This window comes from Mesorhizobium sp. SEMIA396, from assembly GCF_024518615.1.
GTDB lineage: Bacteria > Pseudomonadota > Alphaproteobacteria > Rhizobiales > Rhizobiaceae > Mesorhizobium.
Genome location: NZ_JANIFC010000009.1, coordinates 1 through 14,745, shown reverse-complemented (window position 1 = coordinate 14,745; position 14,745 = coordinate 1). Strand labels below are relative to the sequence as shown.

Here is a 14,745-nt window from a genome sequence, read left to right as displayed (position 1 = left end):
ATACGTCGTGCCGACGTACGCTTTGCCGTGCAAATGATCTGCTCGCGATGGCGATCTATCATCTTCACGTCAAGATCATTGGCCGCAAGGCAGGCAGCAGCGCGTTGGCTTCTGCGGCCTACCGCTCGGCTTCGAGGCTGCGCGACGGGCGTATCGAACGTACTCACGATTTCTCGGCCAAGCGCGGTGTTGTCCATTCCGAGGTGATGCTGCCTGAGGATGCTCCGGAGGCCTGGCGCGACCGCGAGAGGCTGTGGAACGATGTCGAGGCGTTCGAGGTCCGCAAGGATGCCCAGCTCGCCCGCGAGGTGGAGTTTGCGCTCCCGCGAGAACTCAGCCAGGCGCAAGGCATCGAACTGGCGCGCGACTTTGTTCAGGCTGAGTTTGTGAGCCAGGGCATGGTCGCCGATCTCAATGTGCATTGGGACAGGGCGGAGGATGGCAGCCCCAAACCGCACGCTCATGTCATGCTCACCATGCGGTCCGTGGACGAGAACGGCTTTGGCGCCAAGGTTCGAGACTGGAATGCTACCCAGCTGGTCGAGCGCTGGCGCGAGCGGTGGGCGGAGCTTGCCAATGAACGCTTGGCCGAACTCGACATCGACGCCCGCATCGATCATCGCAGTCTGGAAGCGCAGGGCATTGCCCTGGAGCCGCAAACCCAGATTGGTGCGCCAGCGCAACGCATCGAGGGCAGTGACCTTGCTGCTGGCGATAGTGAAGCAGATCGCGCCGAACTGCACCGCGAGATCGCGCGCAACAATGGTGCGCGCATCATTGCCGATCCAACCGTAGCGCTCGATGCCATCACCCATCAGCAATCGACCTTCACCCGAAAAGACATTGCGAAGTTTGCGCATCGGCACAGCGATGGAGTGGAGCAGTTCAACGCGGTAGTGGCAGCCATCGGCAACGCACCCGATCTGGTCGAACTCGGCAAGGACATGCGCGGCGAAAACCGTTTCACCACCCGGCAGATGATCGAGACCGAACAGCGCCTTCACCGCGCTGCGGAACGTATTGATTTGGACGAGCGACACGCGGTGAGTAACGCACATCGTGAGGCAGCATTGGCGCAGGCTGCGCAACGCGGGCTTGTCCTGTCAGGCGAGCAGATCGATGCACTTGCGCACATCACCGATGGCCACGGTCTTGGTGTCGTTGTCGGCTTTGCCGGAACGGGCAAGAGCGCCATGCTGGGCGTTGCGTGCCAGGCATGGGCAGCGGCGGGCTATGAGGTTCGAGGCGCCGCACTCTCCGGCATTGCCGCCGAGAATCTGGAGGGCGGTTCAGGCATTTCGTCACGCACCATCGCCAGCATGGAACATAGCTGGGGACAGGGCAGGGATCTGCTCAGCGCCCGCGATGTCCTGGTGATCGATGAGGCCGGCATGGTCGGCACGCGCCAGTTGGAGCGCGTGCTCTCCCATGCGGCGGACGTTGGCGCAAAAGTCGTCCTCGTCGGCGATCCGCAGCAATTGCAGGCAATTGAAGCCGGTGCGGCATTCCGCTCGATCCATGAGCGACATGGTGGCGTCGAAATCGGTCAGGTGCGCCGGCAGCGTGAGGACTGGCAGCGTGATGCCACGCGCGATCTTGCAACCGGCAGGATCGGCGCTGCGATCGACGCCTATGACGCGCAGGGCATGGTGCACCAAGCTGCGTCGCGCGATGAGGCACGCAGCGATCTTGTCGAGCGCTGGGATCGGGACAGGCATGCAGAGCCTGAAGCGAGCCGGATCATTCTCACCCACACAAACGACGAAGTGCGCGCGCTCAACCAGGCAGCGCGCGAGCGGATGCGCGCGGATGGAGATCTCGGCGACGAAGTTCAGGTGGATGTGGAGCGCGGTGCAAGGACCTTCGCACGCGGCGACCGGGTCATGTTCTTGCGCAACGAGCGGTCGCTCGGCGTCAAGAACGGCACGCTCGGTGTGATCGAAGAGGTCAGCGTCCAGACGATGACGGTTCAAACCGATGACGCCAGGTCTGTGCGCTTCGATCTGAAAGACTATGCCCACATCGACCACGGCTATGCCGCGACCATCCATAAGGCCCAGGGCATGACGGTCGACCGCACCCATGTGCTGGCAACGCCGGACATGGATTCGCACAGCAGCTACGTGTCCCTGTCGCGACATCGGGATGGGATGGAACTGCATTACGGCAGCGAAGACTTCGCGACCCGCGAACGACTTGTCCGCGCGCTGTCACGCGACCGCACCAAGGATATGGCGTCGGATTACGACCAGATCGACCCGGCGCAACACTATGCCGAGCGACGCGGGATCAGCTTCCGTCAGCGTGTGGTCAAGATCGTGCGCCGGATCGTTCCGGAGAAGCTTCGCGACGGGATTGAAAGGATGCTGGACGGGTTGCGCTCGCCCGGACAAGCAGAGCCCGGCCAGGACCGTGCGTACAGGCCGAAAGGGGGAGAGGTTGGAACGCAAAACGGCGATGCCGGCGCCGAACCAGGAAGGGAAGCGGGCACCAGGGGAGCGCAACGCGGAGCGGATGCGTTGTTGGACGAGGAAGCGGCGTTGCGCAGAGCTCGCACGAAGGCTCTCGTGCGCCACGCGCGAGCGCTCGATGCTATTATCAGCAACGGAAATGTGGACGGGCAGGGTAGTCCCGGGCAGATGCGCGAATTGAGGGATGCACGCAACGCGTTCGATAAGGTTCGGCCGCATGGCTGGCGCGATGCCGAAGCGGCCTATATCAAGAATCCCGAGCTGGTTCGTGAAGCGGGAGCCGGTAGCGTCAACCGTATCGTGCTCGCTCTCCAGCTTGAAAGCGAAATCCGCACCGGACCGGAAGCCGATCCGACCCGCCGGGCCGACCGTTTCGTGGAACGCTGGCAGAAGCTCCACCGGACAAGCCAGGACCAATACCAGGCTGGCGACATGTCCGGTTACAAGTCAACCCGCTCGGCCATGTCCGACATGGCCAAGAGCCTCGAGCGCGATCCGCAACTGGAATCGCTTCTTGCAAACTATAAAAAGGCGCTTGGCGTCGAAGTGGAGTCCGGCCGGCGCCTGGGCGCGGAACTCGCGTTCAGCCACGGTATTGGCATTGGGCGTGGCATGGGCATCTAAACTTATTACGAAATGGCATGTCGAGCGTGTCGTCGACGAAGGTAGTTCCCATCGACAACGACGATGATGACCATGAATGAGATGGAGTCGTCGAACTCTCCCTTGGTAAGGGAGTAGTCTATCGCTGCATACCGGCGGATTTTTCGCTGCGATATCAGGCGCTTGCTCGTTCGCCGTTTTCGGCAGTGGTGTGAGCTGGTGCACGTGTAGTGCCCGGTCCGCATCCGCTGCCGGCCTCATTCGATGTAAGCCGGTCCGTCCTTTTTCACCGGTCCCCACATGCCTCCGGTGAAACTATCGCTGTCGGCGATCTGCAGGACGTTCGGCGGATCGTCGCGGTATTTCTTGCCAAACCAACCTTCGTATTCGAGTTGGATCGGAAATTCGGCTTGAGCCTTCCAAAAGCTCTTCTTCGGAATCCTATGTGTTAGGCCAAAAGAGCATGTCGTCTGCGCGCCGTTCTGAAGAAGGCGGATCACCATCGAGGACTCAAAACAGGCCAGCCAAAGGCCGCGTGCCTCGGCATCGGCGCCAGCGCCAAGGGCAGCCTCGAGCGCCGCCTGGTCTCGTACTATCAACCTGATGTTCTTGGCTGGGATCGACCCCGAATTCAGTACCACCAGATTATAGGCGATCGCCTCGTTACCTCCGTCATGCGTCTGAACCATCGCCGTTACGATCGGTCGGAACTGGCGCCGCCAAAAGAAGATCGATAGCCCGAACGCCAGGATCGCGACGACTAAGGCTACTACGGATACCGCGAGTTCGGCTGTCATCGTCGCCTAATCGCTCCATCGGATTTTGCTGCCGCGAAGGTGCTGTGTGTCGGCTGCGAACTGGATTTGCGCTATGATGAAGGCCTTTTCGACGCCCGGCGCGACCGCGGCGATCAGGGCATCGAGGGGAAGGACGCAATGCTTCGGGCCAGGAATGGATAGATTGAAGCCAGTGGGATAGCGCAGGTCGTAATCCTGATTGACATGGGCGAGCTGGATCGCCAGCGCTTTCATCATCTGGTCGGCAACCACAAGGCCTTGCTTTTCGCACTCAGCGAACACTTGTCCTGTGTCATGTCGCAATGGTCTTTTGCCAAGCTTGCTCTTCGGCGTGCCCTTCGCCACCAGATATGATTTGAGAATGACCTCCACGGCATGCGCGAGGAGGAAATAGGCCGGATAGCTAAGACCGGGTTCGTTACGCTCGGCAAGGATCTGGAACGCTTGATAGTAGGATCTTCCCCGCTTCAGCAGCTCGCCGGCGTAATCCCCCAAAGGCTGGGGCATCTCCCATAGGTTGGCCGATACCTGGTTAAGCGCGACGGTCGCCGCCATATATGGATCCCCTACTCGCTGGCTGAGGCGCGATGCGATCGGCCGCCGCTTACCTTACACCTCATCTTCATCCTGCTGCTGACTGTGAAGGTCATCAATCAGGATGTCATCAATGACTGAAAGAGCCAGACGGGCATCGATCTCGGGAATGCAATCCTTATGAATGATCTGAGTGAAAAGGCGTTGAAGCTTTTGCCGACGGTCGTAAGCGTCCATCTGCCTCCAGTCCAAGTTTACGGCTCCATACGTTTTCATATGACCATAGTCGTGCTGCGGCAGTGGAGCGGTTGTGACCATGATCGTCCCCGCCATAGGGCGGTCATGGAAGGGCGGCCTGTCAGGCGTCCAGCAGATCACAGTGTCTTTTGCAAGCATAGAAGGCTCCCCCATGTCGCGATGGACTCGAGTGTCGCAGGAAAGAATTGGCACCGCAATTCGGAGGCGTACCGCTTCCGGTCTTGATCTACTGGAAAAAGGAGATCACCTTCGACAGGGAGGTTTCAATCATGCCCGACGAAATGAAAGTGCTTCTCCGGAAAAATGTCGACTTTCGGGACGATCCCGGTCCGCCGCTCGACAGGCGTTACGAGACCGTCACCGTGCACACAAGCCGCGAACCCTTCGTTTTCGTTGGCGAAGGCGACACCGCACGTCACGTTTTCGACTACATCCGCCGAGCCCACTCCAAGAGTGGGTCGTCCAAAAAACTGAGAGACTGCCACGCGGCCGTCAAGGCGGACGGAGGCGCAAGGTCTGATGTTGTCTTTGCTTCGGGCTAACTTCACCGCATAGGTTTTTGCACCCGGAGGGTTTCATTAACCGCCTAGAGCAATACCGACGGCAATTCCGATGCCGATCGCCACGCCGGTTACTAGGTTCCTTGCCAAGCGAATCGTCCAGGCCGTCGCGGCGGCTCGCCAATTCGATCTCGGCTGAGTCTCTGCAGGCCGATCAGCTCATCAAAAACGTGTTCCATGGTGATTTCTCTCCTTCGGGCGATTCCGGTGTAGATCGGCGCCTAGCGAAGTCGAGTTGTGTAGACATGCTGTAGATCAGCCTATTTTCGGCCGTTCCTGAAAACTCTGAAACCGTTGGAAATGATTGGCTCCCCGGGCCGGATTCGAACCAGCGACCAACCGGTTAACAGCCGGTTGCTCTACCACTGAGCTACCGGGGAACGGATGCTCTATGTGAGTGGCGCAGCCTATAGCTGCCCTTTTCGGCTTTGCAAAGAAGCTTTTCACATTTTTCCGAGGCTTTTTCGCGCAGGCCTTTCTCGCAATCGTCGACGGTTGCCCTCATATTAGCCGTCTTGGCAGGGATATGGAACCGAAAGCGCGGCGGCGGCTTTGGTTCCAGCATGCTTGCGAAAAATCAAACGGGTCAATTTTTCGAGACGATGACAGCACAAGACAACCAGATGCCGGCGCGGAAAATCTCCGTTTTCGGGCGCGAGTTCAAAATGCCGCGCTCGCGCGGGCTCAGAATCACGATCGGCATCCTGCTGACCATCGGCGGTATCCTCGGTTTCCTGCCGATCCTCGGCTTCTGGATGGTTCCGCTCGGATTGCTGGTGCTGTCCTATGAATTCGCCATGGTTCGCCGTCACCGGCGTCGCTTTGTCGTCTGGTGGGAACGGCGTCGCCGGCCCGATTGACCGCCGATAGCGCAGGGTGGGTGTTCAACGGGCGGCGTGTTCTTCCAGTGCCTCATGGATCTGCTTGAGAATCGCCGCGGCCGAGGCAAGCCTTGCCCTGTCGTGCGGCGACAGGCTGTCCGCACCTTCGATGGACAGACGGTCGATTGCGTAATGCAGAAGCTCTCCGCATTGTAGCAGGGACAGGCCGGACGAGGCACTCGTATTTGCTGCCATTGTCCGGCGCATGGCTCTTCCTCCTGCCATGTCCAACGCACGGGCCGCCGATGAGTTTCTCCTCCGGGCAGGCTATGCTTAATTGTCCGCTAATGGAGCGGTCAGGCCCGGTCCGACGATTTGCCGGATGCCGTCCGGACTGACGCGAGGAAACCGTTCGGAATGCACGGTGGCCGCTTGACGGCATTTTCGCCGCAACCTATTGGAACCGGGTGGAACGCCGGGAGCAATGAGGCCTCGTGGCGGAGTGGTTACGCAGAGGACTGCAAATCCTTGCACCCCGGTTCGATTCCGGGCGAGGCCTCCAATGCCCGGGCCCCCGCGCGGCAGCGCAGGGGCCTGAAGTTCCTGACACAATGGACCGCGGTTCTGGCGCGGCAAGCGGATTGGTTGGGACATGAGCGCTGATTTCTCCGAACTACGCGTCAAGATGGTCGACGGCCAGGTCCGCACCACCGATGTGACCAGCGCGCCGCTGCTTGATGCAATGCTTGTCATCCCAAGAGAGATGTTTGTCGGCGCCGCCCAGCGCGATCTCGCCTATATCGACGAGGACATCCGCATTGCCGCCGGCGCGGACGGCGCACGCTACCTGATGGAAGCATCCCCGTTGGCCAAGCTTATCCAACTGGCCGAGATCAATCCGACCGATTCGGCGCTCGATGTCGGTTGCGGAACCGGCTACGCCTCGGCCATCCTGTCGCGGCTGGCCAGGTCCGTGGTGGCGCTTGAGAGTGATTCGGCGCTGGCGGAAACCGCCAGATCGACGCTTTCGTCGCTGGGCTGCGGCAATGTGACCGTCGTCCAGGGTGCGCTGCCGCAAGGGCATGCCGCCCAGGCGCCTTATGACGTCATCCTTGTCGGCGGCAGCGTCGCGGAAGTCCCTGTGACGCTGCTGGACCAGCTCGCCGAGGGCGGCCGCCTTGTCGCCGTCGAAGGGCAGGGCAATTCCGGCGTGGCTCGTCTCTTTTTCAAGGCCGGGGGGGTTGTAACCGGAAGACGGGCATTTAATGCGGCAATTAAGCCACTACCGGGGTTTGAACGCATTCGTGCTTTCGAATTCTGAATGATTTGGCCTTGCAGCAGAGGCTTTGTCATGGTCGCTTGCATTTGAACGATCGCTGCTGATGCCAAACTGGGGGCACTTTGGGGTGAGCAGCAGGGAACATCGAACACGCGGCGCCGGCTGATCAATGAGAGAAGCAGGCGCGGCGCGGTTCCCATGGAAAACGAATGAGGGTTTAACCGTGCCGTCTTTTCGCAAGTCACTTTTCACCGCCGTTCTCGTCTCGGCGACCATGCTGTCCCCACTGGCCGCTTCAGCCGAAACCATCTCCGGCGCGCTTGCGAAGGCCTACCAGTACAATTCTTCGCTGAATGCATCCCGCGCTGGCGTTCGCGTCACCGACGAGGGCGTCGCCATCGCCAAGTCGGGCTACCGTCCGGTTGTCACCGGCTCGGCGAATATCGATTATTCGAGCAGCCATCTCAACGGCACCAATTCAAGCGTGCGGCTGACCACCGGCAATTTTGGCGTCCAGATCGACCAGACGCTGTTCGACGGCTTTCAGACCAGGAACAATGTCGCTGCCGCCGAAGCGCAGGTCCGGGCTTCGGTCGAAAGCCTGCGCAACACCGAAGAGGGTATCCTGTTCAGCGCGGCCCAGGCCTATATGAACGTGATTCGCGACCGGCAGGTCGCCGTGCTGACCGAGCAGAACCTGCAGTTCCTGACCGAGACGGCGCGCGCGGCGCGTTCGCGTTTCGAGGTTGGTGAAGGCACGCGCACCGATGTCGCGCAGGCCGACGCTTCACGCGCCGCCGCGGTGGCATCGCTGAGTGCTGCCCGGGCGCAGGCGCTGGCAAGTGCGGCGCTCTATCGCCAGATCGTCGGCGACGAGCCGGGCAAGCTCAAGGGCGCTTCGCCGGTGGCAAAGCTGTTGCCGTCGAGCCTCGCCGCCGCCGTCGGGGTGGCCTCGAACGAGCATCCGGCCATCCTTGCCACGCAGCATCTGGTCGACGCCGCCGCGTTTTCGGTGAAGTCGGCCGAAGGCGCGCTGTTGCCGCAGCTGTCGGCTTCCGCCGGCGTTTCGAGCGCCTATCGCAATACCTCGCCTTTGCCAGGCGTCGGTTCGCAGGATGGCACGACCAATTCGGCCAGTGTCGGGGCAACGCTGACGATCCCGATCTATTCGGGTGGCCGCACCTCGGCGATCGTGCGCCAGAACAAGGAATCACTCAGCCAGGCCCGCATCCAGGTCGACGTCAGCCGCGACCAGGTACGCCAGGCCGTCACCGCCGCCTGGACCGAGTATACCGCCGCGCAGCAGCAGCTGACGGCCAACAGGCAAGTGATCGAGGCCGCGAAGCTGGCACTGAACGGTGTCATCGAAGAACGCAATGTCGGCCAGCGCACCACGCTCGACGTCCTCAACGCACAGGCGACGGTCATCACCGCCCAGATCAACCAGGCCGGTTACGAACATGATGTGGTGGTGGCGAGCTACGCCATCCTGCAGGCGACCGGCCGTCTGTCCGTGGACCGCCTTGGCTTGCAGGTAGCGAAGTACAAGCCTGAAGAGCATTACAACGCGGTCAAGGACAAGTGGTACGGCCTGCGCACGCCGGACGGCCGCTGAGGCGTTCGGCCAGGACTGGCCGTGTTCCCCGTTTGAGCAGGATCTTTCGCACTCGGGTTCAGATCGCGCTAATCTGTTGAAATCCCACAAGTCCCCAGATTGGGGATTCTCGTGCGGCGATCCGTCGGTTACGCTGTCGCCATGATTCGATCCGGCTCTGCCGGAGCGGAAACCCACAGGGGTCACAAAGGCGGCGGATGTGACGATGGCAACGGCAAGCAGCGCACAGCGCGAACCTTCCATGGAAGAGATACTGGCTTCCATCAGGCGGATCATCGAGGACAGTGACGGCGGCCGCAAGCAGCCGGGCGACGCCGATGAGCTGAGCCAGGATCTGGAGCGCGCGTCGAGCGCCTATGCGGCCCCCGACGTGGAAGCATTCCGTGCCGACCTGCATGCCGCCCCCGAAGGCAGGAAGCCGGTCACGCTGGCGGAAGTCCAGGCACAGTTGCCGGCGGCCGAGCCGGTGGTCGCGCGCATGGAAACGCCTGCGCGCCCCGATCCCAGCCCGGCAAAGCCATCGATGACACTTGCCGAAGTTAGCGCCCGCGTCGCCGCCGAGCCAATCACGGTTGAATCGCCGGGATCGCGTCCTGTCGCCGACGCTTCCATCGCCGATTGGCGTCGTGAGATCGCCGCGGTCGGTGAGCAGGCGAGGGCGGTGTCGGACCGGAGCGAGGCACGCAAGACGGCTGCCCAGCCGTCCGTGGAGACTCCAAGGGACGAACCGACCGCGAAAGTAGCCGTCGAACCCGAGCCGTCTCGTCCGGATGCAAGCGTGGTGCGGCCGGTGGCGGCCAGCGACGCGCCGCGTCCGGCGATCGTTTCCGAGCATACCGGCCGTCAGGTCGCGGCTGCCTTTGGCGAGCTTTCCGATGCGTTTGCCAGCCGCAGCAAGAAGACATTCGACGAGATGGCCGAAGAGATGCTGCGGCCGATGCTGCAGGATTGGCTGGACAACAATCTGCCGACACTGGTCGAAAGACTGGTGCGCGAGGAGATCGAGCGCGTGGCGCGCGGGGCGCAGTAGCTCCCCATGCCGATTGCTAGAGGAAACGGCGCCTTCGTGGCGCCGTTTCTTTTGGTGAGGTCAGTTTGTTGGCAGGACGGCGGATCGCTTTCCGTTGAAATGACCAAGGCCGCGCCTATCTGGTTGTGAGGGTCCGAGACAGCCCTTGCGGTTGACTTGGCCAAAACCTTCCGATTTACACCGGACCAGCAAAACTCCCGACAGCGCGGACCATTTTCCCATGCTTGAAAAGACCTACGACGCCAAAACCGTCGAGCCGAAGATCGCCAAAGTCTGGGAAGAGGCCGACGCGTTTCGCGCCGGTGCCGGCGCCGAGGAGGGGGCGGAAGCATTTACGATCGTCATCCCGCCGCCGAACGTTACCGGCTCGCTGCATATGGGCCACGCGCTCAACAACACGCTGCAGGATATATTGGTGCGCTTCGAGCGAATGCGCGGCAAGAACGTCCTGTGGCAGCCGGGCATGGACCATGCCGGTATTGCCACGCAGATGGTTGTCGAGCGGCAGCTGATGGAAAAGCAGATCCATCGCCGCGACCTGACCCGCGAGCAGTTTATCGAGAAAGTGTGGGAGTGGAAGGCCGAATCCGGCGGCGCCATCTTCAACCAGCTGAAGCGGCTGGGCGCCTCGGCCGACTGGTCACGCGAACGCTTCACCATGGACGAAGGCCTGTCCAAAGCCGTGCTCGAAGTGTTCGTCACGCTCTACAAGGAAGGGCTGATCTACAAGGACAAGCGCCTTGTGAACTGGGACCCCAAGCTGCTCACCGCGATCTCCGATCTCGAGGTCGAGCAGCAGGAGGTCAATGGCAATCTCTGGCACTTCCGCTATCCCATCGAGGGCCAGGTCTTCGACCCGGAAAACCCAACAACCTTCATCACCGTGGCGACGACGCGCCCGGAGACGATGCTGGGCGATACGGCCGTCGCCGTGCACCCTGACGACGAGCGATTCCGGCATCTGGTGGGCAAGAACATCGTCCTGCCAATCGTCGGTCGCAGGATTCCCGTGGTGGCGGACGAGTATTCCGATCCGGAAAAGGGTTCGGGCGCGGTCAAGATCACGCCGGCGCATGACTTCAACGACTTCGAGGTCGGCAAGCGCCACAAGCTGCCGGCGATCAATATCCTGACCACGGAGGCGGCGGTGAGCCTCAGGAACAATGAGGATTTCCTTGCCGGTCTCGAGGTGACGCCGGAGCGCCAGCTTGTCTGGGACGAACTCGATGGCCTCGATCGCTTCGTCGCGCGCAAGAAGATCGTCGAACTGATGGAAGAGGGCGGCTTCCTCGAAAAGGTCGAGCCGCATCGCCACGCGGTGCCGCATGGCGATCGCGGCGGCGTGCCGATCGAGCCGTTCCTGACCGAGCAGTGGTATGCCAATGCGGCGGAACTGGCCAAGCCGGCAATCGCTTCCGTGCGCGAAGGTCGCACGAACTTCGTGCCGAAGAACTGGGAAAAGACCTATTTCGACTGGATGGAGAACATCCAGCCCTGGTGCATCTCGCGCCAGCTGTGGTGGGGTCATCAGATCCCGGCCTGGTACGGGCCGGACGGGCGCGTCTTCGTCGAGAAGACCGAGGAAGAGGCGCTGAGCGCCGCGATCGAATTTTATCTGGCGCTGGAAGGACCGTGGAAGGCCTGGGTCGAGGCCAAGCTGGAGAACTTCAAGCCGGGCGAGATCCTGACCCGCGACGAGGATGTGCTGGACACCTGGTTCTCATCGGCGCTGTGGCCGTTTTCGACGCTGGGATGGCCGGACGAGACGCCCGAGCTGAAGACCTACTACCAGACCGACGTGCTGGTGACAGGCTTCGACATCATCTTCTTCTGGGTCGCCCGCATGATGATGATGGGCCTGCACTTCATGGACGAGGAGCCGTTCCACACCGTCTATGTCCATGCGCTGGTGCGCGACAAGAACGGGCAGAAGATGTCGAAGTCGAAAGGCAACGTCATCGATCCGCTCGACCTTATCGACGAATACGGCGCCGACGCGCTGCGCTTCACCCTGACGGTGATGGCGGCGCAAGGCCGTGACGTGAAGCTCGATCCGGCGCGCATCGCCGGCTATCGCAATTTCGGCACCAAGCTGTGGAACGCGACGCGTTTTGCCGAAATGAACGAGGTCGCGCGCAATGACGATTTCTGGCTGAACGACGCCAGGCTGGCGGTCAACCGCTGGATCCTGACCGAGCTGACGCGCGCGGCGCGCGAGATCACCGACGGCATCACCTCATACCGCTTCAACGAGGCGGCGGGTGCCGCCTACCGCTTCGTCTGGAACCTGTTCTGCGACTGGTATCTGGAATTGCTGAAGCCGGTGTTCATGGGCACCGACGAGGCGGCCAAAGCCGAAAGCCGAGCCTGCGTCGCCTTCGTGCTCGACGAGATCTACAAGCTGCTGCATCCGATGATGCCGTTCATGACCGAGGAACTGTGGGCACAGACCGCCGACGAAGGCAAGCAACGCCCCTCGCTGCTGTGCCACGCCGCGTGGCCGTCGCCGGACTTCGAAGACGCCGAGGCTGCAGCCGACATCAATTGGCTGGTCGATCTCGTCTCCGGCATCCGCTCGGTGCGCTCGGAGATGAACGTGCCGCCGGCAGCCATTGCACCGCTCGTCGTGGTCGGCGCCAACGCTGTGACACGCGAACGGCTTGTCCGCGAAGAATCGGCGATCAAGCGGCTGGCGCGGGTCGGCGACATCTCGCTTGCCGATGTCGCGCCCAAGGGTTCGGCGCAGATCGTGCTCAACGAGGCGACGATCTGCCTGCCGCTTGGCAGCCTGATCGACCTTGTCGCCGAGGCAGCACGGCTGCAGAAGGAATTGGCCAAGGTGACCGAGGAGATCGCGCGGCTGCACAAGAAGCTGTCGAACGAGAGGTTCGTCGCCAGCGCGCCGGCCGAGATCGTCGATGCCGAGCGTGAAAAGCTCGCTGAATACCGCGATGCGCAGGACAAGCTGTCGGTCGCGTTGGCCAGGGTTCGCGACGCCGGTTGAGGATAGATTCGCGAGACTTTAGCCCTCTCTAAAGTGCTGGTTTTTCGCGTCGAAAATCTGGATGCCGTTGCGTTAATATTGACGTAAACGGAAGTTTTAGCCCCATTGTTGCCATAATGTAACAATGGGGCTCCTGGAGCCCCAAAAAGGCCTGTTTTCGAGCCTTTTTGGATGGTTCTCTCTGTTTTTTGAGAGCCGCTCAGCCTTCACAGACCATTTTTCGGCTTTGCCGCACTAGGTTGCATTTCCTCGAAAATGCGCCTGGCCAATGTGTACATGTACGCCCGCGAATTCGTTGTTGCACCGTTAACCTGAATTGGTTCTAGCTTGATGCACTCGAATTCGGGGAGGACATTTCATGACTATTCTGCGACTGAAGGCGCTGCTGGGGGCGGGCTGCTTTTCGCTGGCTTTGATCGGGACGGCGATGAATCCGGCACATGCCGGCGGCCTGGAGCGCGGCGGTTACGATATCGATTTGCTGTTCGATCCGGCTCCGTTCGCGACCGAAGCCGAATCGACCTATGTGATGCCGCAACGCAAGCTCAAGAATGCGGTGGACACCAACCCGCTCGACGGCGATTTGACGCCTCTGGGCAGCACGGCGAAGGACAGCGAGAGCTATTGGGTGCCGCGGATCGGCGTCAAGGCGCAGATCGTCCAGGGTGTCGACTGTATGTTCGACTATTCCCAGCCTTGGGGTGCGCACACAAATCCGGGTCTTTGGGCCGGTGCCCAGTCCAACATGGAAACCGACATCAAAAGCAACAACTACGCCACAACCTGCTCCTACAAGATGGACGCCGGCAAAGGCCAGGTTCGCTTCATCGGCGGCGTCTACTACCAGGAAGTCTATGGCTTCAAGCAGGACCTGATATCGCCGCTGGTGCCGGATTTCCAGGGTACCGGGCGTGTCGATCTCAAGGGGACCGGCTGGGGCTGGCGCGCCGGCCTGGCCTATGAAATCCCCGAGATCGCACTGCGCGCCAGCCTCGTCTACAATTCGCGGGTCAAGCTCGACAATATCTCGGGCACGCTGGATTTGACGCATGTTGGCAGCGTGGTGCTTCCGATCTACGGCTCAACGCAATACATGCCGGATACAGTCGAATTGAAATTGCAGTCAGGCATTGCGCCAGGCTGGCTCGCCTTCGGTTCGCTCAAGTGGGTCAATTGGAGCCTGCTGCAGAGCGTTCCGATTTGCGTCGTAGGTACCCCCGCAGGGGCATGCGTCACTGGTGATGCTCTCCATTCGGGCCAGATCACCTCGCTGGACCTGATGTATCGTGACGGCTGGACAGTTACCGGCGGCATTGGCCACAAGTTCAACGATCAGTGGAGTGCTGCCGGCCAGCTTTCCTGGGATCGCGGCACGTCGCATGGCTATGGCTCGCAGACCGATACCTGGACACTGGGCGGCGGCGTCGCCTTTACGCCCAAGCCGAACATCGAAGTGCGTCTGGCCGGCGCGGTTGGGGTGCTGACCAGCGGCCATTCTGGAGCGTTGGCTGGTGAGAACGGATACGTCGCCGGCACGGATGTCAGCTACGACTTCGGCAACGATCTGGTCACGGCGATTTCAGGTGGCCTTAAGATCAAGTTCTAAGTCTCTGACAATTATAACAAAAGGCCAGGGATTACCCGGCCTTTCAGACTGCTGACAAACCCCTGGCATTTGCTGGGGGTTTTTGATTCACTGGGTCATGTTGAAGCGACCCGCCCCTGAACAGACCGCGCTCGAGATGGTGACGCTGGATCAGTTGGTTCCTGCCG

Annotated in this window: 12 protein-coding genes and 2 tRNA genes; 9 read left to right on the top strand and 5 right to left on the bottom strand. The window is 61.2% G+C overall.

The features are described from left to right. The first annotated feature begins 47 nt into the window (after positions 1–47). A complete protein-coding gene (gene traA / locus NP503_RS21175; protein WP_127266667.1) occupies positions 48–3,095 on the top strand; it encodes a Ti-type conjugative transfer relaxase TraA in 3,048 nt (1,015 codons plus the stop codon). Between the two features lie 236 nt (positions 3,096–3,331). On the opposite strand, the gene NP503_RS21170 is transcribed toward traA, so the two are convergent. From NP503_RS21170 to NP503_RS21160, 3 genes are read right to left on the bottom strand one after another with little or no spacing between them, the layout of a single operon-like run. Further along, a complete protein-coding gene (locus NP503_RS21170) occupies positions 3,332–3,871 on the bottom strand; it encodes a hypothetical protein (protein ID WP_127266662.1) in 540 nt (179 codons plus the stop codon). Positions 3,872–3,877: 6 nt separating this feature from the next. Then, the gene (locus NP503_RS21165) at positions 3,878–4,426 is read right to left on the bottom strand and encodes a hypothetical protein (protein ID WP_127266663.1); all 549 of its coding nucleotides are present in this window, start codon (positions 4,424–4,426) and stop codon (positions 3,878–3,880) included. Between the two features lie 54 nt (positions 4,427–4,480). Further along, positions 4,481–4,801 (bottom strand): hypothetical protein, encoded by a 321-nt coding sequence (locus NP503_RS21160; RefSeq protein WP_127266664.1) that lies wholly within the window; start codon positions 4,799–4,801, stop codon positions 4,481–4,483. A gap of 47 nt (positions 4,802–4,848) precedes the next feature. On the opposite strand from NP503_RS21160, the gene NP503_RS21155 reads away from it, so the two are divergent. Then, positions 4,849–5,205, top strand: a complete 357-nt coding sequence (locus tag NP503_RS21155) for a hypothetical protein (RefSeq protein WP_127266665.1) — start codon at positions 4,849–4,851, stop codon at positions 5,203–5,205. A 323-nt stretch (positions 5,206–5,528) separates the two neighbouring features. Here NP503_RS21155 and NP503_RS21150 read toward each other — a convergent pair. Next, positions 5,529–5,603 (bottom strand) — tRNA-Asn (locus tag NP503_RS21150). Between the two features lie 222 nt (positions 5,604–5,825). On the opposite strand from NP503_RS21150, the gene NP503_RS21145 reads away from it, so the two are divergent. Continuing rightward, the gene (locus NP503_RS21145) at positions 5,826–6,083 is read left to right on the top strand and encodes a hypothetical protein (protein ID WP_024503836.1); all 258 of its coding nucleotides are present in this window, start codon (positions 5,826–5,828) and stop codon (positions 6,081–6,083) included. A gap of 24 nt (positions 6,084–6,107) precedes the next feature. Here the strand turns inward: NP503_RS21145 and NP503_RS21140 are convergent, their stop codons facing one another. Continuing rightward, the gene (locus tag NP503_RS21140) at positions 6,108–6,311 is read right to left on the bottom strand and encodes a hypothetical protein (RefSeq protein WP_127267807.1); all 204 of its coding nucleotides are present in this window, start codon (positions 6,309–6,311) and stop codon (positions 6,108–6,110) included. Positions 6,312–6,532: 221 nt separating this feature from the next. On the opposite strand from NP503_RS21140, the gene NP503_RS21135 reads away from it, so the two are divergent. From NP503_RS21135 to NP503_RS21110, 6 genes are all read left to right on the top strand, one after another. Then, a tRNA-Cys gene (locus NP503_RS21135) sits at positions 6,533–6,606 on the top strand. 90 nt (positions 6,607–6,696) lie between these two features. Then, positions 6,697–7,365 carry a protein-L-isoaspartate O-methyltransferase gene (locus tag NP503_RS21130; protein ID WP_127267806.1) on the top strand — a complete coding sequence of 223 codons (669 nt, stop codon included), beginning with the start codon at positions 6,697–6,699 and terminating at the stop codon, positions 7,363–7,365. 181 nt (positions 7,366–7,546) lie between these two features. Continuing rightward, a complete protein-coding gene (locus tag NP503_RS21125) occupies positions 7,547–8,938 on the top strand; it encodes a TolC family outer membrane protein (protein ID WP_127272694.1) in 1,392 nt (463 codons plus the stop codon). 205 nt (positions 8,939–9,143) lie between these two features. Continuing rightward, the gene (locus tag NP503_RS21120) at positions 9,144–9,968 is read left to right on the top strand and encodes a PopZ family protein (RefSeq protein WP_127267804.1); all 825 of its coding nucleotides are present in this window, start codon (positions 9,144–9,146) and stop codon (positions 9,966–9,968) included. A 220-nt stretch (positions 9,969–10,188) separates the two neighbouring features. Next, entirely contained in the window at positions 10,189–12,972 is a 2,784-nt protein-coding gene (locus NP503_RS21115) for a valine--tRNA ligase (protein WP_127328213.1), read from the top strand. A gap of 358 nt (positions 12,973–13,330) precedes the next feature. Then, a complete protein-coding gene (locus NP503_RS21110; protein WP_127267802.1) occupies positions 13,331–14,578 on the top strand; it encodes an OmpP1/FadL family transporter in 1,248 nt (415 codons plus the stop codon). Positions 14,579–14,745: the final 167 nt, after the last annotated feature.